At 68.2% G+C, this 23,024-nt stretch carries 19 protein-coding genes; 5 read left to right on the top strand and 14 right to left on the bottom strand.

Annotation, left to right across the window (positions count from 1 at the left end):
• The first annotated feature begins 113 nt into the window (after window positions 1–113).
• A complete protein-coding gene (locus DMH03_RS26140) occupies window positions 114–749 on the top strand; it encodes a TetR/AcrR family transcriptional regulator (protein ID WP_125794670.1) in 636 nt (211 codons plus the stop codon).
• Between the two features lie 71 nt (window positions 750–820).
• Here DMH03_RS26140 and DMH03_RS26145 read toward each other — a convergent pair whose 3' ends face one another.
• A complete protein-coding gene (locus DMH03_RS26145; protein ID WP_125794671.1) occupies window positions 821–1,264 on the bottom strand; it encodes a hypothetical protein in 444 nt (147 codons plus the stop codon).
• A gap of 175 nt (window positions 1,265–1,439) precedes the next feature.
• Window positions 1,440–2,699: an HNH endonuclease signature motif containing protein gene (locus DMH03_RS26150; RefSeq protein ID WP_125794672.1), complete on the bottom strand. Its 1,260-nt coding sequence runs from the start codon at window positions 2,697–2,699 to the stop codon at window positions 1,440–1,442.
• A gap of 202 nt (window positions 2,700–2,901) precedes the next feature.
• Here DMH03_RS26150 and DMH03_RS26155 point away from each other — a divergent pair, with 202 nt between their 5' ends.
• Entirely contained in the window at window positions 2,902–3,780 is an 879-nt protein-coding gene (locus DMH03_RS26155) for an alpha/beta fold hydrolase (RefSeq protein ID WP_125794673.1), read from the top strand.
• Window positions 3,781–3,786: 6 nt separating this feature from the next.
• Here the strand turns inward: DMH03_RS26155 and DMH03_RS26160 are convergent, their stop codons facing one another.
• The 5 genes from DMH03_RS26160 to DMH03_RS26180 form a co-directional block, all read right to left on the bottom strand.
• Window positions 3,787–4,449, bottom strand: a complete 663-nt coding sequence (locus DMH03_RS26160; RefSeq protein WP_125794674.1) for a response regulator transcription factor — start codon at window positions 4,447–4,449, stop codon at window positions 3,787–3,789.
• The gene (locus DMH03_RS26165; protein ID WP_125794675.1) at window positions 4,446–5,573 is read right to left on the bottom strand and encodes a sensor histidine kinase; all 1,128 of its coding nucleotides are present in this window, start codon (window positions 5,571–5,573) and stop codon (window positions 4,446–4,448) included. The genes DMH03_RS26160 and DMH03_RS26165 overlap by 4 nt, the downstream gene beginning before the upstream one ends.
• 63 nt (window positions 5,574–5,636) lie before the next feature.
• Complete coding sequence (locus DMH03_RS26170) at window positions 5,637–9,242, bottom strand: WD40 repeat domain-containing protein (protein WP_125794676.1); 3,606 nt, start codon at window positions 9,240–9,242, stop codon at window positions 5,637–5,639.
• Window positions 9,239–10,174, bottom strand: a complete 936-nt coding sequence (locus DMH03_RS26175; RefSeq protein ID WP_125794677.1) for a hypothetical protein — start codon at window positions 10,172–10,174, stop codon at window positions 9,239–9,241. Before DMH03_RS26175 ends, DMH03_RS26170 begins: the two co-directional genes overlap by 4 nt.
• Window position 10,175: 1 nt before the next feature.
• A complete protein-coding gene (locus DMH03_RS26180; protein ID WP_125794678.1) occupies window positions 10,176–10,619 on the bottom strand; it encodes a hypothetical protein in 444 nt (147 codons plus the stop codon).
• Between the two features lie 301 nt (window positions 10,620–10,920).
• Between DMH03_RS26180 and DMH03_RS26185 the strand changes: the two genes are divergently transcribed.
• Window positions 10,921–13,230 (top strand): PQQ-dependent sugar dehydrogenase, encoded by a 2,310-nt coding sequence (locus DMH03_RS26185; RefSeq protein ID WP_233611654.1) that lies wholly within the window; start codon window positions 10,921–10,923, stop codon window positions 13,228–13,230.
• A 59-nt stretch (window positions 13,231–13,289) separates the two neighbouring features.
• Here DMH03_RS26185 and DMH03_RS26190 read toward each other — a convergent pair whose 3' ends face one another.
• Entirely contained in the window at window positions 13,290–13,736 is a 447-nt protein-coding gene (locus tag DMH03_RS26190; RefSeq protein ID WP_125794679.1) for a GNAT family N-acetyltransferase, read from the bottom strand.
• Window positions 13,737–14,437: 701 nt separating this feature from the next.
• Between DMH03_RS26190 and DMH03_RS26195 the strand changes: the two genes are divergently transcribed.
• A complete protein-coding gene (locus tag DMH03_RS26195) occupies window positions 14,438–17,101 on the top strand; it encodes a tetratricopeptide repeat protein (RefSeq protein WP_125794680.1) in 2,664 nt (887 codons plus the stop codon).
• Here DMH03_RS26195 and DMH03_RS26200 read toward each other — a convergent pair.
• The 3 genes from DMH03_RS26200 to DMH03_RS26210 are packed head-to-tail and all read right to left on the bottom strand — an operon-like array spanning window position 17,046 to window position 19,327.
• Entirely contained in the window at window positions 17,046–18,281 is a 1,236-nt protein-coding gene (locus tag DMH03_RS26200) for a glycosyltransferase family 4 protein (protein ID WP_125794681.1), read from the bottom strand. The genes DMH03_RS26195 and DMH03_RS26200 overlap by 56 nt on opposite strands.
• A gap of 25 nt (window positions 18,282–18,306) precedes the next feature.
• Complete coding sequence (locus tag DMH03_RS26205; protein ID WP_125794682.1) at window positions 18,307–18,630, bottom strand: hypothetical protein; 324 nt, start codon at window positions 18,628–18,630, stop codon at window positions 18,307–18,309.
• Between the two features lie 28 nt (window positions 18,631–18,658).
• Entirely contained in the window at window positions 18,659–19,327 is a 669-nt protein-coding gene (locus DMH03_RS26210; RefSeq protein WP_125794683.1) for a Crp/Fnr family transcriptional regulator, read from the bottom strand.
• A gap of 228 nt (window positions 19,328–19,555) precedes the next feature.
• On the opposite strand from DMH03_RS26210, the gene DMH03_RS26215 reads away from it, so the two are divergent.
• Entirely contained in the window at window positions 19,556–20,140 is a 585-nt protein-coding gene (locus tag DMH03_RS26215; RefSeq protein ID WP_125794684.1) for a hypothetical protein, read from the top strand.
• Between the two features lie 8 nt (window positions 20,141–20,148).
• Here DMH03_RS26215 and DMH03_RS26220 read toward each other — a convergent pair whose 3' ends face one another.
• The 3 genes from DMH03_RS26220 to DMH03_RS26230 form a co-directional block, all read right to left on the bottom strand.
• Window positions 20,149–20,583 carry a VOC family protein gene (locus tag DMH03_RS26220; protein WP_125794685.1) on the bottom strand — a complete coding sequence of 145 codons (435 nt, stop codon included), beginning with the start codon at window positions 20,581–20,583 and terminating at the stop codon, window positions 20,149–20,151.
• Window positions 20,583–21,569: an aldo/keto reductase gene (locus tag DMH03_RS26225; protein ID WP_125794686.1), complete on the bottom strand. Its 987-nt coding sequence runs from the start codon at window positions 21,567–21,569 to the stop codon at window positions 20,583–20,585. Before DMH03_RS26225 ends, DMH03_RS26220 begins: the two co-directional genes overlap by 1 nt.
• Before the next feature lie 833 nt (window positions 21,570–22,402).
• A complete protein-coding gene (locus DMH03_RS26230; RefSeq protein WP_125794687.1) occupies window positions 22,403–22,960 on the bottom strand; it encodes a cysteine hydrolase family protein in 558 nt (185 codons plus the stop codon).
• Between the last annotated feature and the right edge of the window lie 64 nt (window positions 22,961–23,024).

The following is a 23,024-nucleotide window of genomic DNA, read 5'->3' on the forward strand; positions in this document are numbered from 1 at the left end:
CCTGCTCTCCTGCATGAAGGGCTCCTTGTGCGGGATGAAGGAAAGGCGGCGTATCCGCCTCAAAAACTACACTACACGGTGCAGTTTTCTGCGGCTGAGAATACGATGAGAACATGGCGACCCCGAGAGCGACCGCGCGGACACCGGGCAGGCGACTGCAGGCCGAGGCCAAGCAGGCGGCCATCCTCGACGCGGCCGAGACGTTGTTCGTGTCGGACGGATACGAACTCACCAGCGTCGACGCGATCTCGGCGCGGGCCGGGGTGTCCAAACGCACCGTCTACGACCACTTCGGCGACAAGCAGACCCTCTTCCGCAGCGTCCTCGGCCGCGCCAACGACGCCGTGGTCGCGACCGTGCGCAAGGCGATCGACGAAGAACTCACCGACGACAGGGACATCCGCGCCGCCCTGCTCGGCTTCGCGCGGCGGGTGACGACGGGAATGTTCCCCACCTCGGACTACGCGACGTTCCGGCGGCTGAGTTCGCAGGCCCCCGTGGCGCCGCGGCTACCGGAAGCGGCGCGCGACCAGCCCGAACGGATGATGGAGGAACGGTTCGCGAAGTTCGCGGCGGACGGCAGGCTCCGGCTGACCGACCCGCGGCGCGCCATGCAGCACTTCGTCGCACTGACGATGCGCCTGGCCCTCGACGTGATCAACGACGACCTGGCAGGCACGGTCGGCAAGTCGGAGATCCTCGCGATCCTCGACGACGGGGTGGACGTGTTCCTGCGCGCCTACAGCTGATCCACAATGGACGGACACCGGGGCGGCGTGCCCAGGCGATCCCGGTAGACGATCCGGCCAGAGGCTTCGGGTCAGGTCCGCTTGCGGCTCGCGATCTCGTCGGAGAGCCGCCGCACATGGGCGGGGTCCGCGTCCCGGGCAAGGGCGACGTAGTGGTCCATGACGGCCGGCCGGAAGCGCACGGGCAACGTCTGCCCTGGGGCGAGCCGGGTGAGCTCGGTGATCGTGAGGTCTTCGTCCGCGACACCGCGGAATGAGATGCCGCCGGCGGTCTCCACGTCGAACATCAAGACCACGCGTGGACTGCCGTCGCTGCTGACCTCCCGCCAGTCGACGAGAACGCCGAGCGCGAGCGCCCCCGTACGCAGTTCCGCATTGCGCTTCCACGCATCACTGCTCAGGAGCGGGTTCGGGGCGATGCCCGGGAAGGCGGGCCCGACGCCGAGCGATTCCCGGCTCAGGTCGGGCCTGAGCTGCGCCATCAGATCGTTGAGCTTCTTCTTCGAACCGAACATCCTGGCCCCTTCCTCACGCCGGTGCCGGGATCTCGGCCTGGCGCTTCGCCCCTCGTCGCGATTGTATGCCGCGGCCACTCCCGGCCACCGTCGCATCGCCCCGTCCCGATGGGCCACCGTCTGCTGCGGGCATGACGAGGAGCCCGTCGCCGGTGTGGCGGGCGGGCTCCTCGGATCAAGCGGCGGTGCGGCGCAGGGTGTTGCGCCGGGATCTTCGTAACGGATCCAGATACTGCGGAGGAATGAACTCCGGTAACCCATCGGCGGCCATGTGGACTTCCCAGTCGCCGTGATGAATCAGCCGGTGATGAAAACCGCACAGCAACACCAGATTCCGGAGATCCGTAGGCCCTCCGTCTGCCCAATGATGAATATGGTGCGCGTGACAATGCTTCGGCCGCCGATGACACCCAGGGAACGCGCAACCGCCATCACGGATGTTCAACGCACGCCGCTGGCCAGGAGTGACGAACCGTCTCAACCGCCCCACATCCAAGGGTTCACCGGCCGCACTCATGACAACCGGGAGCATCAGGCAGTCACAGGCCGCGAGCCGGGCCTCGCGCGCGGTCATCGTCCCGACGAAGTCGAGGCACGCGGTGCCGAGACCGGATTTCAGGGCGTCGAGGCCGACGGTGACATGCAGCAGAGTGCGATAGCCACTGGTGCCCGGCTGGTCGGGGCAGGCGATCGCGAGGTCCAGGATGTCGACCCACGCATCACCCATGCGTTCGCATTTCATCCGCAGATCGGCCTGGCCGAACTCGTCGACCGGGCGTGGCGCCGCGTGCGCCTCCAGCGCCGCCGCGGTGCGGGCACCGGTCTCATCGTCGAGCAAACCGGTCAGTTTCCAGTAACCGTCTTTGCGGCGCTCCAGCGTGATTTCCCGGCGCGGCTGAGCGGGTTCAGGATCTTTCGGCTCATTGCCGTCCGGGTCGAGCCACGCGAGCAGGTTCTGCTCGGCGTCGGCGAGCTGGCGGGGTCCGGCGTCGCGGGCGAGGTCGGCGAGGATCTTCTCCGCACTCGCCCGATCCTCAACAGAGGTGTCGGCGGGGAGCTTCTTCAAGATGTCCAGGATCTGGTCGATCCGCTCATCCCCGACAAGCCCCTCGGCAGCGACCGCGGCCGTAGCGGGTGCGACAGGCGGAACCTCGGTGCCGTCCAGAGCGCGGGTGGGGTTCAGGGCGATCGCCCGATTCACCACCGCACCCGCCTCACCAACCGACAATCCCGCAATATCGGCGAACCAGTTGGCCGTGCGGCCATAGCCGTACAAGTCTTTGACACCCCGAGACTCGATCTCCGCCAGGAATTGCCCTAGTCCGGCGGTGGCCATCCTGATCACCTGCAAGGACTGCTGCACGCCATGGGCAAGCTCCAGCTTGCCGGCACGCCACAGTTCCTGCGGCAACTCGGGAAGGAAAGTCTCGGACACCCCACAAGAATACCGCAAAACAATCGAACAAGCGTTCGTAATTTTAAGCGACAAGGAAATCGAACAAACAACACTGAAGGGTGATTCAGGCCGCCTTGTCCCCCGTGAGAGCTACGCGCAGATGTCCTCCGCATGGTGACGATTCGCGGCCGCGAGATCCGTAGCGTTGCCGTGAATCGTCCCCCTGTACCAGGAGTTCATCATGTCCCGTAAGGCATCCGCTCTGATCGCGCTGTGCTGCGCCGTGGCCGGTGTTGCGCTTTCGGCTTGCGACGAAGCCACGGAATCGGAGTCGTTCGCGGAAGACCGGACCGCGTTCACCGGAACCCAGAAGATCAAGGTCGGCGAGCGTTCGGTGAACGTGTCGTGTGCGGGTGATCCGGTCGAGGGGCGGCCGGTCGTCGTTCTGCTGCACGGCGGGGGCGACGACGTCGGGAAGCTGGCGGGGCTCCAGAACACGTTGGCCGCGCAAGGTCAGGTCTGCTCTTACGACCGGCTCGGCGCGGGCGCCAGCGACCAGCCTGACGGGCCGCAGAGTTTCGAGAGCACCGGGAAGATCCTGACCGGGGTGATCGACCGGGTCGCCGGTGGTAAGCCGGTCGTGCTGGCCGGGCATTCACTCGGCGGGTTGATCGCCGGCAGGTACGCACCCGATCATCAGGACCGGGTCAAGGGCCTGGTGCTGATGGACGCCACGTCCCCGACCCAGACCGCCGATCTGCGGCAGCACATCCCGCAGTCGGCCACCGGTATGGCGGCCGAACTGCGCGACCAGACCTTGGCGGTGATCGCGGGGCAGGGTCCGGAGAAGCTGGTGGTCCCCGACGGCGAGGTCCGCCCGGCCGGCACTATCCCGGTCGAGGTGATCCAGCACGGCAAGCCGTATCTCACGGCCGTCCCCGAATACGGCGCCGCCCTGGAGCAGGCGTGGTCCGAGGGCCAGCGCAAATGGCTCGCGCTGTCCAGCCGCGGCAATCTGAGCACCGCGGCGAACAGCGAGCACTATATCTACGTCGACCAGCCGGATCTCGCCGTCCGTGCGATTCAGCGTGTCACCGACGAAGCCGCGAAGTCCTCTTAGGACAGTTCAGGTGACAAGGCCGTGGCGGAAGGCGTAGATGACCGCCTGGACCCGGTCGCGGAGACCGAGTTTGGCGAGCATGCGCGACACGAACGTCTTGACGGTCTCCTGGCTGATCATGAGGGTCGCGGCGATCTCACTGTTGGAGAGGCCGTCCGCGATGAGGCGGAGCACCTCCAGTTCCCGGGGAGTCAGCGGGCTGTCGCCCGGATTTTCGTCCTCCGCGGGCCGGATCCGGGCGGCGTAGCGGCCCACCAGCTGACGTGTCACCTCGGGATCCAGCAGGGCCGCGCCGGCGGCCACGGTGCGGATCCCGTGCAGCAGCCGGTCGGGCGGGGTGTCCTTGAGCAGGAACCCGCTCGCACCGGCGCGCAGTGCGCGGTAGACGTACTCGTCGAGATTGAACGTGGTCACCACCAGCACCTTGCCGGGTTCGGCCACCCCGGCGCCCGCCAGCAGACGAGTGGCTTCGATACCGTCGAGCACCGGCATGCGCACGTCCATCACCACGACGTCCGGACGCAGGCGGGCGGCGAGTTCGACGGCGGCCCGTCCGTCCCCGCATTCGCCCGCCACCTCGAGATCGGGTTGCGCGTCGATGATCGTCACCAGTCCGGTGCGGACCAGCATCTGGTCGTCGCAGACCAGGACCCGGGTCGGCGCGGTCACGACGGAATCCTCGCCGGGATGCGGGCACGGACGGAGAACCCGCCGTCTCTTCTGCGGCCCGCGCTGAAATCGCCGTCCAGGCCGTCGATCCGTTCGCGCAGCCCGGCGAGTCCTCGTCCGCCGCCGTCCGGGGATCCCGCATGCGCACCGGACTCGTCCGTGTCGACGGCCACGGTGATCTCCCCGTCACCGTGGTGCACCCGCACCGAGGTACGGCTGCCGCGGGCGTGTTTCAGCGCGTTGGTCAACGCCTCTTGTACGACGCGGTAGGCGACCGGACCGGCGTCTCCGGCGGGCGCCGCGGGCTCGCCCTTCTCGGTGTACTCCACCGGTTGTCCCGCCAAGCGTGTGCGTTCCACCAGCGTCGGGATCGCTTCGGCCCCGTGGCCGGGGTCGATCACGTCGAGCAGGTGACGCAGATCGGCGATGGCCAGCCGTCCGGTGTCGGCGACGGCGGTCAGGCTCTGCTCGAGCCGCGCGTCGGTGAGGTACCGGGCCGCTTCGGCCTGCACGACCATCGCCGTGACGTGATGGGTCACGACGTCGTGGAGTTCGGCGGCGATACGCGCTCGTTCGGCCGCCCGCGTTTCCTCGGCGACGCGGCGGCGTCGTTCCGCTTCCGCGCCCCGGTCGGCCCGCAGCCAGGTCCCGAACCCCCACGCCAGCACCAGCGCGAGATAGAAGGTCACATAGCCGGTCAGTGACTCCGTCCCACCGAGCAGCGTGAACGCGACCGCCGCCCCGATGTATGTCGCGGAGAACACGATCGCCGCCACCCGACGGTGACGTTCCAGCCGAAGCCCCACGGTCAGCAGGGCGATCGGCAGCGCGGTGCCCGCGAACGAGTGATAGCCCCCGAACTGATCGACGGCGAATCCGAGCGACACCAGGGCGAAACAGGTGACCGGCCACCGGCGGCACACGACGAGCGGAACGCACTGGAGGGCCACCCCCACGACGGCCAGGACGTCGTAAGGACGGTTCGGCATCCCGCCGAACTGCGTGCCGTGGCTGTGCAACGCGGGGAGCAGCGAGCCGACGAAGAGCGCCAAAGCGACCGGGAGATACCAGACCGGGCCACACCGCCGCCGCCACAGCTCCGAGACCCGCCGAAGGTTGCCCACGGGGCAGAGCTTATTCCGAACGGGTGAATCGTCCACATGCCGCACCCGCGGCTGACCGGCTGGTCACGCACAGGGGCGTAGAGAGGTCTCTCCCGGCAGGTAGCGATTCCGCTCGTCGTCGGTCAGGACGCGACCGGCCAGCCGGCAGGCACGGTCCAGCCACGCTCCCCTGCTCAACGGCCATTCGACGACCGTCGATCCGTTGGCGGCCACGAGGCTCGCGCCGTCGGCCGAGGGCGCGAGCGACCAGACGTAGCCGGCCCCGGACTCGAGTGGACGCCCGATCTGGAGACCGGTGGCGACGTCCCACAGGCGGAGAGTTCCGTCCTGGCTTCCGGAGGTCAACGTCGCGCCATCCGGTGAATAGGCCAGTGCCAGGACCATGTCGGTGTGCCCGCGAAGGGTGCTTTTCCTCGTGCCGTCGGCCAAGGTCCAGACGGTGATGGTCCTGTCGTCGCTGCCGCTGGCGAGGGATCGCCCATCGGGACCGAACGCGAGGCTCGTGACCGGCAGGGCGTGCCCGGTGAGCGTCCGGATGTCCCGGAACTCCCCGCTCTTCGTGGCGAAGGAGATCTGCGGCGGTGCGGAGACGCCGTCGCCGGAAGCGACGGCGACCGAGTCGCCGTCCGCGCTCAGCGCGATCGCCGTCACGGCACCTTTGGCCGCGGTGAAGGAAGTACCGGGCGAATCGGGAAAGAGCACGTGGCCGTCGCTGAAGCCGGCGACCGGGCTCCCCCTGCCGTCGGCGGCGAGACCGGTGACCGCGGTACCCGGCCGCTCCGCCAGTGCCCGGGCCGCCCCGCTGGCCGGGTCGAGTTCGAACAGGGTTCCGCGGTCGGTTCCCACCGTGATCGCTCCAGTCGCCTTCCAAGCGAGACCGGTGACCGAGCCTTCGAAAGCGTGAGCGTCCACTGTGGACCCATCCCGGGTCACCCGGACCACACCGTCCGCGCCTCCCGACGCGATGGCGCCGCCGGGATTCCTGGCGACGGCCTGGATCGGGCCCGTCGCCTCGGCGAGCGGGATACCCGCGGGCGACCGCTTGCCGGTGATGTCCCACGAGATCACCCGGCCGCCGCGGTCCGTTCCGACCAGGAAGTCACCTCCGCTGCCGAGCGCGACGACAGCCGCGTTGAGGCCTGCGTGAACCGGCTCGACGGCCAGCGGTTCCGGGGTGAGGCGCCACGAGGTGATCCTGCCGGTATCCGCCCCGACGAACACCGTTTCGCCGTCGCCGGAAGAGGCGACCGCGGTCCCGCCCGGTGCGTCCGTCCACAAGGGAGGGTGCTCGGCGCGGAGGTCCCAGACCCCGATCCGGTTCTCGTCCGCCGTCACCACCCGCGTGCCACCGACGACGTCCAGCCGCATCGTCGTGCCGGTCGACACGGTTCCCGGTTCGGCGAGGCCGGGCAGTTCGGCACCGTCGGCGAGCCGCCAGCGCTTGAGCTCCCCCGCGGTCGTGAGGGCGACGATCTGGCCTGCCTTGTCGGCGACGGCGAGCGCCACCACGTCGGAACTCTGTGCCAGCGGCGGCAGCGGGGTCGTCGGGCCGGTCAGGCTCCAGCGTTCGACGGCACCGAATCGGGTGGCCGCGAACAGGTGGTCGCGGGCGAGCGCGACGCCGACCACGGCGGAGGTCGCCATGATCGGATCGCGGACCGGTGCCGCGGCACCGGTCCGGTGAACGGTCACCAGACCGGTGGCGTCCGCGGCCACGACGACGTCGTCGTTCGCCGTGACGGCGCTGATGTTGGCGCGATGGCCGGTGAAACAAGGGCCGATCCGGCGGCCGTCCACCGGTGAAAGGGCGCAGACGGAGCCGTCGCCGGCACCGACGATCGCGGCTCCGTCGCGGGTGAATCCGGCCGCCACGGTTGTGGCGCGCCGTCCGGCCGGGAGGAGATAAGCGAGCGGGCCGCCGCGTGCGGAGACCACGTCCATGACGGCCGCGCGGGTGACGGGGTTGTCGTCGGTCTCCGCCCCCGCGACGGCCAGCAGTGCCCCGAGGTCTCGTTCCTGCCCGCTCACCGAACGCGACCTGGCGGCGAGCGACACGGCGTCCGCGACGGTCTTTTCGCGGCTGATGCGGCGTTGCTGGTGCACGACGACGAGTGTGATGGTCACCGCGACGGCCAGCGCCGCGGCCAGGAGACCGAGCAGCCGCGACCGCCATCGTTGCCGATGCTCGACGCGGCCGCTCAGCGCCAGGAACCGCCGCTCGACATCGTTCACCGTCAAGCCGCCGGATCGGCGTGCGACCTCGATGGCGGTGAGCCGCGCACCCCGAAGCAGATAGCCGGGGTCGGCGCCGTGCCGCTCCCAGGCCGCCGCGCCACTGCCGAGGTCGTCCTGCGCGCGCTTCGTCTCGCGATCCTCCGTCAGCCAGTTCCGTAGCCGGGTCCACGCGCGGAGCACCGCTTCGTGGGTGATGTCGGCGACCGGGGCGCCGGTCGCCGCGTCCGAATCGATCGTGAGGATCCGGGCGGCGGCGAGCCGATCGGTGACCGCGCGGACGGCAGACTCGTCGTCGGCGTCGGTCACCAGTTCCTCGAGCCGGGCCCGGCGACGCACCGCGACGGCGTTCTCGCCGAGATGGGACAACCGCAGCATCATCCGCCGAGCCGTCGCCCGTTGCCGGTCGTCCAACGACTCCCACACGCGTTCGGCGGCGTGGTCGATCGCGCCGTCGAGAGCCCCCGCCTTCGCGTATTCGGCGAGTGTCAGCCAGCCGTTGCGCCGCCGTCGCCACGTTTGCGCCAACGCGTACGACAGCAACGGCAACGCGTTTTCGGCGGCGTCGGTATCGGCCAGCATCCGGTCGATCAACGCGGGCTCCACGCGCAGTCCGACCTGGTCCGCCGGTTTCTCGATCACGTCGCGGATCGCCCGCGGTCCCATCGGCAGCACCCGGTGCTGAGCCGCCGAGACGGCCGCCGCCAGCACGGGTTCCTGGTCGAGATGCGGATAGAAGTCCGACCGCAACGCGACGAGGACCCGGGTCTCGGCGGACGAAAGCGGGCAGGCGATCGCGGCGAGGAACGCGGCGCGATCGCCGGGATCCACCGCCGGGTCGAACACTTCCTCCAGTTGGTCGATCAGCCAGATCGTCGGCCCGCCGGCGTCGAATTCGCCGAAGCGGGCCGGATTCTCCCGAAGAGCCGCCGAGATCTCCTGGGCGCGAGAGCCCGCGAGCTTCGCCAGAACGGCCGCGAGCTGCTCGATCGGCTGCGTACCGGGCCGGATCGGCACGGCGGTCCACTTGGCCGATCCGGCGACCGCGCCGTCAGCGAGGGCGGGAAGCACCCCTGCCGACAGCAGCGAGGACTTACCGCTGCCGGACGAGCCGACCACGGCCACCAGCGTCGCCCGGCGGAGCAACGTGAGTACGGCGTCGACATCTCTTTCCCTGCCGTGGAAATACCCGGCCAGCCGGGCACCGAAAGCGTCCAGCCCGGGATAAGGACAGAGATCCGCGGCCCGTCCCGGCCGGGTGACCTGGTCGCCGAACTGGGCGCCGTCGTCGGCGAGGACGTTGACCGGACCGTGAACGGTGAGGTCCCGGCCCGCGACGAGGCCGCCGGTCAGCTCCAGATCGCCGTGCTGGACGACCGGACCGGCGTTGTCGACCGACAGCGTCCTCGCAGCGTCGGTCTCGTCCTCCTGGTTCATCTCCTGACGACGTAGTGGCGGTCGTCGTGACTGCCGTTGGCGATGTGGTTCGAGTCGACGGTCACCCGGAGGTCACAAGAACCGCCTTGCCCGCCTGGGTCCGTCAGAGCGATCCGCACGTCGAAGGTGATCGCCGCACCGCCGGTCCCCCCGATGTTCCTCGGCACCTGGGCGAGGGTGCACGCGCCGTTCGCGTCCGCGTAGATCACCAACCTCGGGAGGGGGTGCATGGCCGTCACCCGCGCTTGAAGTGTCACGACGGGATTGGACGGCGAGTAGACGAGCGTGTCCGCCGAACCCAGCCAGCCGATCTTGACCGCCAGCTTGTTCACCGTCCAAGTGACGACCACGGGCTGAGCCGGCGCGAAGGCCGCGTTCCCGGCCTGCGTGGCGGTGACCTCACAGGTCAACGGCACCACGTGGGCGCGGACGGTGCCGTTGGTGAGCGCGGACGTCCAGCAACCGTCGCCGCGGCCACCGTTCTGGAGCTGGTAGGCGACGGGAAGGCCCGAAGTGGCGCAGGCGCGCATGGTCACTTCGGCGTCCGGCCACTGGTGGGTGCCGAGGGCGGGGAAGACGATCCGCTGGTGGGCCCGACCGTCCTGCGCGCGACCGGCGGGAGGCGTCCCGCACGGATTCGCCGGGACTCCGGGTGCCGACGACGTCTTGGCAGGCCCCGCCCCGGTTCCTGGCCGGGGCTGGTTCTGTGACGGCGCCGCCGTCCCACCGGGCTTTCCCGTCGCGGACGACGTCGAGGCGCCGGGTGCCGTGCTCGCCCCTGGCGACGGCTCGGCCGGCGGGACACCGGTGGAAGTTTCCGGGACCGGCGGCGAATCGGGGCCCTTGTCGGCCTGATCGCGGCCGCACGACGTCAGCGCCGCGACCAGGAGGAGTCCGGCCGCGAAACTCCCGGCCTTGCTCATGATCGTCATGTCATTTCCCCGAAGCGGGCCCGCCGGTGGACGGACCGGAGATGGTGATGTCGCGCCCCGCGACCTGGCGGGTGCCTTTGATGGACACATTTCCGCCGATGGCCAGCGCTCCGGCGTCGCGCACCTGAATGGTGGGATAACCGGTCGTTTTCAGCCGCTCGACCAGTTCCGAAAGCGCGGCCGCGAAGTCGCCGTCGGCAGCCATGAGCTCATCGAGATGATCTTCGACGGCGGCCTGGCGACGCTGATTTTCCGGCTGCTCCGCAAGGCGTTCCAGCGCTCCTGACGCCTGCGGGTCGGACGAGAACCTGCCGCGCACCTTTTCCCACAAAGACCGAAGTCCTTGCGTGACCCCTTCGTCGACCACCGCTCCGGCGACACCGGCCAAATGCCGCCCATAGCTGATCAAAAACGACGTGATCGCCGCCGCCGACACCGCGTCCATGACACCCTCCCGAATCCATCGACGCGTATCACATACGCCATTCAGCCTACTCATATCAAGAAGAACGGAACCGACAGGTGAATACGTCTTCGAAAGGACATCCGGATGACAAACACGCCGGCGAACGTGGTGATTCTTTTTCCAACTCCGCCGCATTAACCCCCGGGTGGCTCCCGTCCGCCTGGCTCGTCTTTAGCGACTTGTGCGCATTTCTGTCATCGACGTAACAACTTCGGGTCCCGGCACGCCATACCGGACAGCTGCCGCGTTCTGTTCGGTCCCTGCGCAGGAGGAGTTCCGTGTGTTGAGTTCTCGCCGTTCCTTGTTCCACCGAAGATCACGACGTGCGCTGGCGGTGGGCGTGGTCGGCCCGCTGATCGGCGCGCTCGCCGTCGGGCTCGTCACCGTGGCGCCCGCCGAAGCCGCCGTACCCGCCGGTTTCACCGACACGGTGGCGATCGGCGGGCTCAGTTCGCCGACCGCCACCGCGTTCGCGCCGGACGGCCGGGTGTTCGTCGCGGAGAAGAGCGGCCTGGTCAAGGTCTTCGATTCGCTCACCGACACGACGGCGACGATTTTCGCCGATCTCCGTCCGCAGACACAGGATTTCTGGGACCGCGGCCTGCTCGGACTGGCCGTCGACCCCGCTTTTCCCGCGAGGCCGTACGTCTACGTCTCCTACACCTTCGACGCGGAGCCGGGTGGTACCGCGCCGCGGTGGGGTGACACCTGCCCGACCCCACCGGGCGCGACCGACAAAGGTTGCGTCGTCACCGGCCGCGTTTCCCAGCTGACCATGGGCCCGGCAGGCACGGCCGTCAGCGAGAAGCCGCTGGTCACGGGCTGGTGCCAGCAGTTCCCCAGCCACTCCATCGGCGCTCTCGCCTTCGGGCCGGACGGTGCCCTGTACGCGGGCGGCGGCGACGGCGCCAGCTTCACCTTCGCCGACTACGGCCAGGTCGGGAACCCTTGCGCCGATCCGCCCTCGTCCGCCGGGACGAACCTGACGCCACCGGCTGCCGAGGGTGGCGCACTCCGTTCGCAGTCGCCGCGACGCCCCGCCGGACAGCCGGTGCTGCTCAACGGCACGTTGCTGCGCATCGACCCCGACACCGGCGAAGGCGTGCCCGGCAACCCCTTCGCGAACAGCGCCGACGCCAACGCCCGGCGAGTGATCGCCTACGGCGCGCGGAACCAGTTCCGGTTCGGGTTCCGGCCGGGCACCAGTGAGCTCTGGGCGGGCGACGTCGGCTGGGACGCCTGGGAGGAGATCAACCGCGTCGCCGACGTCGGCGACGGGGTGGCGGAGAACTTCGGCTGGCCCTGTTTCGAGGGCGGCGCCAGGCAGGCCGGTTACGACGGCGCGAACCTCGACCGGTGCGAGTCCCTCTACACCTCAGGTGGGCACGCCACGCCGTACTACGCCTACAACCACCGTGCCAAGGTGGTGGCGAGCGATCCGTGTCCCACCGGCGGCTCTTCGATCAGCGGCATCGCCTTCGAGTCCGGAAGCAACTACCCCGCCGAGTACTCCGGCGCGTTGTTCTTCTCCGACTCCTCCCGCGGCTGCATCTGGGCCATGCAGGCCGTGAACGGCCAACCGGACGCGAGCCGTCTCGTGCCGTTCGTGACCGGTGTCAACACGCCGGTGCAGGTACTCACCGGACCGGGCGGCGACCTGTTCTACGTCGCGCTGGGCAGCGGCGAACTCCGTCGCGTGAGCCATCCCGGCGGCACCAACCGGCCGCCTTCCGCGGTGGCCACGGCGACCCCGGCGAGCGGGCCCGCGCCACTGACGGTCCAGTTCGACGGCACGGCTTCCACCGATCCGGACGCCGGGGACACGCTGTCCTACGCCTGGGACCTCGACGCCGACGGCGCGTACGACGACTCGTCGGCCGCCAACCCCACCTGGACCTACACCGCGTCCGCCGCCGTCGACGCAGGACTACGGGTGACGGACTCCCACGGCGCCGCCGCGACCACGACCGTGCGGGTCACCGTCGGGACGCCGCAGGGCCTCGATCCGGTGCCGGTCATCGACAGCCCGGCAGGCACGCTGAACTGGTCCGTCGGCCAGACCGTGGCGTTCTCCGGCCGCGCCGTCGACGCCCAGGACGGCCAGCTCCCGGCGTCGGCGCTGTCCTGGCGGCTCGCGATCCGGCACTGCGCGACCAACGGCACCTGCCATACGCACAACGTCCAGGACTTCCCCGGCGCCGCGTCCGGCTCGTTCGTCGCACCGGACCACGACTACCCGTCGTATCTGCAACTGACCCTCACGGCGACCGACTCGGGCGGCCGCACCGGCACCAAGACCATCGACCTGCAGCCGAAGACGGTGTCGCTGAACTTCACCTCCAATCCCAGCCAAGCGACGCTCACCGTCGGCGGCACGCAGCAGCGGACGCCGTTCTCCCGGACGGTGATCGCCGGATCCACCAACTCGATCAGCGCGGACAGCCCGCAGAAACTGCCACCGCTCAACCTGAAGTACGCCTACACCGGCTGGGCACACGGCGGCGCGCGGACGCAGAACATCATCGCGCCGGGCACGTCCACGACATACCAGGCGAACTACCGGCTCTGCTGGCTGTTGCAGCCCTGCTGACCCGTCGCCTTCCGTGTCCCGGTCGCTTCTCGCGGCCGGGGCACGGTCGCACGGTGGGATCACTCGTCGAGGACGAGCAGCACGTGCTCACCGTCCTTTTCGGACAACAGCCGGAAACCGCACTTCTCCAGCACCCGGACCGACCCGACGTTGGTCTCCACCGGATCGGCGTACAACGGCCGGACCGGCATCTCGCCGAGGAACAACACAAGCCCTCGCGATCCGACACCTCCTCCCCAGAAATCCCTTCCGTACCAATAACCCACCCAATGCCTGCCGTCCTGTGGCCAGGCCACCACGTTTCCCGCGACCCTGCCGCCGACCACAACGGTGCGCACCGTCACCGCCGGATCGCCGAGCACCCTGGTCTCCCAATGCTTCATGAACCGCTCACTGTCACGCGGCGGGAACGCGGCACGACCGGCGGCCACCGGGTCTTGCTCCTGCTCGAAGAACACTTCGAGATCGGCCTGCTCGACGGCCCTGAGGCGCACCTCGTTCGTCATGGCGCGGAGTATGGCAGCGACCACCGACAAGTATTGAGGGGAAAGGCAAACGTGTCGTGTGCGTGGACGGCCCTGGTCAGACGCGATAGGGGGTCGTGAGGGGCAATGAGGGTTAGAGCCAAGGGTGTCTTAGGTACCTACGTGGTTGAGGCTGCGGTTGATGCCAGGCCCCGGTCCGTGAAGGCCCCCTTCCCTCGGCTCAGCCGAGGAAACTCGACCTTCACACCTCCCACAGGTACCCAAAGGACTCCAGCCAGGCGCTCACGTGAGTTTTCGCGATCGTGGTGATGTCGTGAAGGGCCCCTTTGAGACGATGAACGTCTCAAAGGGGCCCTTCACGCGCAGAACCCGAGTACATGAAGGACCCCACCCTTGCGCCTAGGTACAGGAAGGGGTCCCCTTGACAGAACCGACCATTTCGTCATCAATCGGACATTCAGTCATCGAAATTGTCCACAGTGGACGCTACAGGCGTGCCGGCTCCCGTCGGCCAGGGCAACCGAGCGCTTGACCTGCGGCAACCGTCGCCACTTGCGATCAAAACCACGTCCAAGATCAACTTAAGCCACGTGGCATTGGGTTAGAACACGAAACGCCACTCACGACCCCCAGCACCGACCACGCCACCTTTGCCTTACCCCTCAACAAGCCGCAGTCGCTCCGGATCGGTCGCTCGCCGGTTCTTCCTTGCAGGCATCGCCATGAGCTGGCTTGATGGACTCGTGGCTTTCCCCGCGGCTGTGCACCGGACAGTGCTGGTCGTGGATGTGTCCGCGTTCGGTGATCGGCGGCGCACCAATCTGCACCAGCTCGCGGTCCGCCGCGGCCTGTACGACGTCCTGGAACGGGCATTCGGCGAGGCTGGTGTCCCTTGGACGGAGCGCGACCATGAGGACCGCGGCGACGGAGTGCTCGTTATCCTCCCGCCCACGGTGGCCAAGAGCGCGCTCGTCGAGGCACTGCCGATGCAGCTCGTCACCGGGTTGCGGGAATACAACATCGGACGCCCGTCAGAGGAATCCATCCGTCTGCGACTCGCGCTGCACGCCGGAGAAATCCACTACGACGACCACGGAGTGGTGGGCCGTGCGGTGAACCACGCGTTCCGGCTCCTCGACGCACCCGTGTTCACGGCGGCACACGCCCGGTCCGGCGGGTTGCTGAGCATGATCACGTCAGCGTGGTTCTTCGACGAAGTGGTCTGGCACAGTGTGAAGGCCGCGCGCGACACCTACAGCCGAGTCCAGGTCACCGCCAAGGAGACCGAAGCGATCGCCTGGATCCGGCTTGTGGACGGAAAGCCCGTACCCGCGGACGAGCCGCCGCCGATGGCCCGGTCAACGGCTCCGCATCAGCTTCCACCGAGTACACGGCAGTTCGTCGGGCGAGACGCCGAACTCGTGCGGCTGACCGAACTGCTCACCCGGCGGGAGCCCGCGACGGGGACCGTCATCGTGACGATCGACGGCACCGCCGGTATCGGGAAGACCGCACTGGCGCTGGAGTGGGCACATCGGGTGCGCGACCGGTTCCCGGACGGTGAACTGCACATCAATCTCCGCGGATTCGACGAGCAGGATCCGTTGGACTCCAGCCAGGTGCTGGACAGCTTCCTCCAGACGCTCGGAGTACACCCGCAGGCGATTCCGGCCGGGCAGGACGCCAAATCCGCGCTTTACCGCAGCATGCTCTCCGAGCGTCGCATGCTCGTAGTCCTCGACAACGCGCGATCGAGTGATCACGTGCGCCCCTTGCTTCCCGCGAGCCCGACCTGCGTCGCCGTGGTCACGAGCCGAAATCGGCTCGACAGCCTCCTGGTCCGCGAGGGTGCCCACCGAATCGCGCTCGACGTCCTGTCCGACGCGGCCGCGCTCGCTTTGATCGCGGAGCGGATCGATCACGCACGCCTCGAGGAAGATCCCGAATCCGCCACGGAGCTCGTACGCAGGTGTGCCCACCTGCCGCTGGCGCTGAGTGTGGCCGCCGCGCGCGCGGCGAACCAGCCGACCCTGTCCCTCCGAGGCCTGCTCAAAGAACTGCACGACGAGCGACGGCGGCTGGACGCGCTGGACCTCGGGGAACCGGATCTGAACCTGCGAGCGATCTTCTCGTGGTCGTATTCCGTACTGTCTCCCGTGGCCGCACGCCTGTTTCGCCTGCTCGGCATCCATCCAGGCGCCGACATCGGCCTGGCCGCCTGCCGATCGTTGAGCGACGACGCGCCGGTCGCGCTCCGCGAGCTGACCAGCGCCCACCTGGTGTCGGAATACCGGCCGAACCGGTTTCGGCTGCATGACTTGCTCCGTGCCTATGCCGCGGAGCTGGCCGCGACCGATCCGGAACGACCGGCCGCCGTCGCCAGGCTCGTGGACCATTACCTGATCACCGGGCTCGATGCCGAACGGCATCTACTGCCACATCGCTACGGTCGCGACATGATCGTCGGGGAACGGCCGCTCGGCGAAGCCGGCCTCGTCGACGCCGACGACGCCATGGTCTGGTTCACCGACGAGCACCCCACACTCCTGGCGCTCGTCGGATTAGCGGCAGGCAACGGACTGACCGGTCAAGCCTGGCGGCTGGGTTGGGCCTGCATCACCTTTCTCCGCCGTACCGGGCGGTGGTCCGAACGTGCCGCCGTCCAGCGCGCCGCGCTGGCCGCGGCGATTCAAGGAGGTGATCGGCTCGGGGAGGCCACGAGCCGCCGCAACCTGGCGACGGCGATCGCCCGCGTCGGCGAGATCGACGAAGCCGTCCAGCTGCTGGGCCAGGCGATGGAATTGTACGAAGAGCTCGGCGACGAGGTCGGCATGTTCAAGAACCACCTGGCCTGTTCGAGAGTGCTCGGTGCCCGTGGTGGTCACCTCAAAGCACTGCACCATGCGGAACGAGCGTGGAGCCTGGTCCGAGATCGCCCTGATCGGCTGGCGCACGCCGACGCCTTGGCCGCGATGGCCGATCAGCTTTCGGCGTTGTGCCGGGACGACGAGGCGCTCCCGCTCTGCACCCGGGCGTTCGAGCAGTACACGACGCTCGGTCATCTCGAAGGACAGGCCAATGTCCTGCTCGTTCTGGGCGACATCGAACGCGCACTCGGCAGGCCCGCTCAGGCCGTCGAGCATTACCGGCATTCCCATGCGCTCGACCGGCGGCTCGGCGACCGGTATTGGGGCGCCATCGCGGCGGAGAGGCTCGCCGAGGTCTATCCCGACGACGGTGATCGAGTGGGCGCGCTGCGCGAGGCGCTCGCGACGTACCGGGAGATCCGGCATCCGGCCGCGGAACGCGTCGAGGCCAGACTCGCGACGCTCATGACTTCGGCCGACGTGACGCGGGCGCCGGAAGGCGGGACACCAACGTGCTGACGGTCGTACTCCACCGGAACCGCCCGGCGAGGCGACGCTGCATCTCGCCTGCGTAGCCGAAAGCACCGTCCAGATGGTCCATCTTGCGCTCGATGGCCTTCTGCCACACGCGGATGTCCTCCGCCAGGTCGTCCACCACGGGAACGATCATCGGCTCGGCGACCTCCGGGTAGCTGTCGCGCAGCATCTGCGCGAGACCACTACGGCCGCTGATGAGCACCGGAGTGCCGAGCCCGATCGCTTCCAGCGCCGCGAGACCGAACCCCTCGGCACGGGAAGGCATGAGGAACAGCGCGGCGTGGCCGAGATCATGGGCGATGGCCGCGGGGTCCGCGTCGTACTCGCGCACATCGATCCGGTCTCGGCCGATACCGAAAGTGGTGACCAGGTCGTCCTTGAGTGAGTCGCATCGTTCGCGGTGTGCCCCGCGAATCCGTAGCTCGGGAGGAGGGTGATGATGCGGGAACCGCATTCCGGCGACCGCGCCGGCCGCGATGTCCACGCCCTTCGGTCCGATGTGCTCTGCCCGGCACACCATGAGCACGATCGAATTGGACGGCGGGCTACGGCGCAGCCAGCGCGGATCGTCGGGAATGTCGATACCGGGATCGAGCTGCAGTACATCGCCGCTGTCCAGGATCGCCTCGGCACGGTTGCGCAGCAGCGGGCCGACGGCGGCGACAACGGTCGCGTCGGCGGCGATCTCCCGCATCCGCCGTTCGTGGGCGGCGATCCGCTTGGCCCGGTCGGGGTGCGGCTTGAAGGACTCGTTCTGCGCCGGAGACGTGTGCATGACGTGAACCAAGGCCGCGTCGGGCACGTAGTACTGGGTGTACGTCCAAGCCGCCGCGCCGCTGACGATGTCGTGTCCGATCACCACGTCCGGGCGCCACTTGAGCACCTCGGGAGACGGCACGAACAGCGACGGCCCGTCGGGCGTGGCGGGAGCGATGAACAACCGGACATCGTGCTCTTGCGCGTCCGAGCGCTCGAGTGCCGACACACTCTTCACCAGACAAGCCGTCCGATAGCCCTCGGCCGCGAAAGCGATGGCCAGGCGCCTGTTGAATCGTGAGATCCCACCGCGCGTCGGTGACCATTCGTCGCTTATCAGCAACACGGACGGGGGCTCCACGCGAGCCGGGTCCCGACCCTTGACTCGGAACGAAGCGCTCGACATGGCTCCTCCTGCGCTGACCCTGGCGTCAGATGTCGTATTCGCGTTGATACTTGCCGAGAATCGACGGGGTTTGACCGAGCATCCGTTCCCTGGCCCGATCACGCGCGATCTCGGCTATCTCCGCCGGACCGTAGCCCAGCCAGCGCATGGTGTTGAGCGCGATACTGATCACGTCCGTCGCTTCACGCGCGGCCGCTCGGGCGTCGTCATTATCGAGGTGTTCACGCATTTCCTCGAACTGAATCTGCACCGCGCGAGGGAAGTGCTCGAAGTCCTTTTCGCGTATTTCTTCGTGCACTTCGTTCCAGGCGTTCCAGAAGTCCTGGAAGGGGCCCAGATCCTCGGCCATTCTCGTCACCCTTCGCTTTTCCTCTTCGTCAGCCGGCAACGATCGCTCGCAGTGCGGTCAGGTCGTGCAGGACGATCCGCCGCCGCGCGGTGGTGACCAGACCGAGCTCCCGCAACTTCCGCAGCTCGATCGCCACGCCGTCACGGGAAGCGCCGATACGGGCGGCGAGATCCTGTTGCGACAAGGTCGATTCGATTACCCAACCCTCCTCGGTGTCTTCCCCCACCTCGGTGGCCAGTTCCAGCAACCACCGCGCCAGCCGGCTGCGCACGTCCAGCCGCGCCAGCATCAGCCGCTCCTCCAACTGCCGTCGGCGACGGACGGTCGCCCGGTACATCGCCGGCCACAGGTCCTGTTCGCCGACGAAGCGCAGCAGTTCGTCCGCGCGGAGGATCAATCCGGAGACCGTGGTGATCGTGCTGACGGTGGCCGAACGCGGCTCGTCCATCAAGACGCCCTCCTCCCCCATCACCTCGTCCGCCCCTCGGATCGCGAAGATGATCTCCGTGCCGTCCGCACCTTGGCGGGTCACCTTCACGTTGCCCGACTGAATGATCAGCACCGCGAGGGACGGCTGGCCCTCCCAGAAGATCGTGTGTTCAGGCGGGTAGGTCACCTCATCGGCCAGACCTTCCAGCTCAGCGCGCTGCTGCGCGGTGAGGAAGTCGGTCAGGTGAAGAGATGTGTTCTGAGCCATGGCTCTGAGTGTACTGCTCTACACATCGATGTGGGTTAACCCGATCGCATGATAGGGCTACTCCATACTCGCAGCCTGATTCCGCCATCGACGCGCAGGCCACCTATCAGCGCCTTCAGCCGGATCACGGAACAGACCGGGACCCGTAAGGTCTCCGAAAGGATCGGAACCCGCCCCGCGAAGGCTCCGTCGGATCGCCACTTCAGATCCGCACGGAAGGTGACTCCGATGAGCTATCCAGGCCTGCCCGACCAGCAGAACACCCAGTCTTCGACCGTCAAGCCCGGTGTGGCCATCGGGATCCTGGTCGCGGTGATCGCGCTGGTCGCCTTCTGCGTCACCGGTTTCGCCGCTCCCGGCTTCCTGCTCCGCAAGAACGCCGGGATCTCGCTGCCCGTCCCGTCCTCCAGCCCGGCGACGACCTCCAGCCCGACGAGCAGCCCGAGCCGGACGACGGTCAGCCGCACGACGCGCCCGAGGGTCACCGTGACCGTGCGCCCGGCTCCGCAGCCGCCGGAGAAGGGTGTTCAGGTGGTCACGGACTTTCTCGCGAAGATCGCCGGAAGCGACAGGGCGGGAGCGATCGCCTTCGCCTGCGAAGCGCAGAAGCGGTTCATGGACGACAAGATCGACTCACTTCTCCCGCTGGGTTCCCGCGTCGAGATCACCAGGGCGGGCGGAACCGCCAAGTTCGTCCTCGCCAACGTCGCCGGTGACGTCAAAGGACGGTCCTCCCGGGGCACCGTGATCGCCGATCGCACGGAGGACGGCGGCTTCTGCATCACGACGTTCAGCATTCGGGAAGCGCGATGAACCCGGCCTCAGTCGAGGCAGAACTCGTTGCCCTCGATGTCCTGCATCACGATGCAGGACTCGTTCTCCTCGTCGGCCAGCATGACCCGCTCGCAGACCGCGCCGAGCGCCTCCAGGCGGGCGCGCTCGGCCTGAAGGACGGCGAGGCGCTCTTCACCGACGAGTCCGATGCCGGCCCGCACGCAGAGATGCACCCGGTTCTTGACGACCTTGCCCTCGGGAACGCGCTGGAAGTACAGCCGCGGGCCCACTCCGTTGGGGTCACTGCAGGCGAAGCTCGCGTCCTGCTCCTCGGGCGCCAGCGTGTGGTTGTAGTCGTCCCAGGTGGCGAACCCGTCCGGCGCCGACGGCACGACGTATCCCAGTACCTCGCACCAGAAGCGGGCGAGGCGCTCGGGTTTCGCGCAGTCGAAAGTGACCTGGACCTGTTTCACCGACACCATCAGACCACCCTAATCGCTGTCGAACGGATCAAGCCCGCGGCCTTCAGATCGGCCCAGACCTGTGCGGGCACCTCCGCGGCGAAGGACTCTACGTTCCGTTGTACCTCGTCGGCGGACCGCATCCCCACCGCGATACCGGCTACGGCCGGGTGCTGGAGCGGGAAGGCCATGGCCGCCTGCGGAAGCGTCACGCCGTGCGCCTCGCACACGTCGGCGATCTTGTTCGCCCGCTCCAGGATTTCCGGCGTGGCGACCTCGTAGTCGAAGTACGCTCCCGCGACAGGCCTCGGCATGGCGAGTAACCCGGAGTTGAAGACCGAAGCCGCGATCACCGAGACACCACGTTCCTCGCACGCGGGCAGGAACGTGTCGAGCGCGCCGTGTTCGAGCAGTGTGTGGCGGCCGGACTGCATGACCACGTCGACATCGGTCTCCTTGACCAAAGTGGTCAGCATGGCCGTGTCGTACATGCCGGCGCCGATCGCGCCGACGATCCCTTCCGACCGCAGTTCCGCCAGGGCCGGATAGCCGTCGCGCAGCGCGTCGTCGAAGAACTCCTCGGCGTCGTGCAGGTACAGCACGTCGATCCGGTCCAGGCCCATCCGCTCCAGTGAATCCTCGACACTGCGCCGGATCCCGTCGCGGGTGAAGTCGCGTACCCGGTCGTGCGTCGCGGGCACGTGGAAGCCTGCCGGATCACTTTCCCCGTCCGGATCACGCGGGACCAGCAGGCGGCCGACCTTCGTCGACAGGACGAAGGAGGCTCGCGGCCGCGAGCGCAGGAACTCGCCGATCCGGCGCTCGGAATGCCCGATCCCGTAATGCGGTGACGTGTCGTAGTAACGGATCCCGGCGTCCCAGGCCGCGGCCAGCGCGCCCGCCGCGGTGTCGTCGTCCAACGGCGCGAACAGTCCGCCGAGCGGGCCGCCGCCGAACCCCAGCCGCGTCACCTCGACATCGGTACGCCCGAGTCGTCTCGTGTCCATTCCGGCTCCCCCTTGATCGGCTCGGCGACCACGGTGCCATACCCGAGCGAGCCGGTCTCGCGATTTATTGAGGGGTAAGGCAAACGTGTCGTGTCTCGGGCGAGACGGCGGGCTGGGTGACGCGACACCGCACTCGCGTTCTCAGACTCCGCACACACCCGAGTGCGGCATCCAGACACGCGAATCACGCCTTGCCGAAGTACATGAAGGCCCCCTTCCTGTACCTGGGCGCAGGGTCCCGGCAAAGTCGAGATCTTGCAGGTCAGGCGACTATTCCTGCACTGTCGGCAGGCCGGATTCTGGACGCCGGCGGGGCTTCAGTGTCCACAAGGGACACCGCCGGGTGATTGAGTGTCCGATTGATGCCGCTGTGCACGTTTCTGCGGGGGGGTCGTGAGTGGCAATGAGGGTTAGAACAACAAAAATCACTCACGACCCCCTCGTGAAACCGTGCAAGTCACCCAAATCGGGCACCTTTGTTTCGTAAAGTGTCCCTTATGGACAGTCAGGCGCCGGGTGAAGCTCCTTGCGGGAACCCGCTCCAGTCGGGTCCACCACGACACGTTCACCTAGTCCCGCTCTAGCGGCGGAGCCGACCAGCAGTTATGCGACTTTGCCGGGACCCTGCGCTAGGCGCAAGGAAGGGGGCCTTCCTGTACTTCACGACCAGCCGCCGACGCCACAACCGCCCCACCGTCACCAGAGACCACATCCGACGGTAGCGAAAGCCTCCTTCACTACCCTCAGAGTAGGAAAGGAGGCCCTCACTACCAGGAGAACGCCTACGCAGAAGCGGGCACCGGCCCCACGCCACGCCACCTTTGCCTTCCCCCTCAATATTCGCCGTCGACGAGCCAGTCCGCGCACGTCACGACCTCGAACCCGCGGCTCGGGAAGACCGCGTCCACGAAGAAGTCGTGTATCGCCGGGTCGCCGTCGGCACAACCGTCGCGCAGCACGGTCACGTGGTAGCCGCGATCCGCCGCGTCGTAGGCCGTCGCGGCCACCATCGCGCTGGTCGCGACTCCGGCGATCACGACGGTGTCGACGCCGCGGGCGCGGAGCACCAGATCGAGATCCGTGCCGGCGAACGCGCTGGCACGGCGTTTCAGCACGACCACGTCGTCGTCGGCGACCGGCAGGGCGATCTCGGTCCCGGCCGAGCCCTCGTGGAAGGTGTCCCCCGCCTCGTGGAACGTCTTGAACAACGGGTTCCCCGCCGGCAGATCGGCGCCGTTGCCGCGGAGCGCGAAGTGCACGAACACGACGAGCGCGCCGGCCGCCCGCGCCCGCGGCAGCAGGGCCTCGACCGGTGGCAGGACTTGCTTGGCGAACGGATAATTGCCCGTGATGCCTCGCTGGAGGTCACCGACGATCAGCGCGGTGGTCATACCGCGAAGCTATCAACAGCAACCCGAACGTCCGTATACAACCGGGCGCGCGACTGGTTAGCCT

Source organism: Amycolatopsis sp. WAC 01376, from assembly GCF_003947415.1.
Taxonomy (GTDB): domain Bacteria; phylum Actinomycetota; class Actinomycetes; order Mycobacteriales; family Pseudonocardiaceae; genus Amycolatopsis.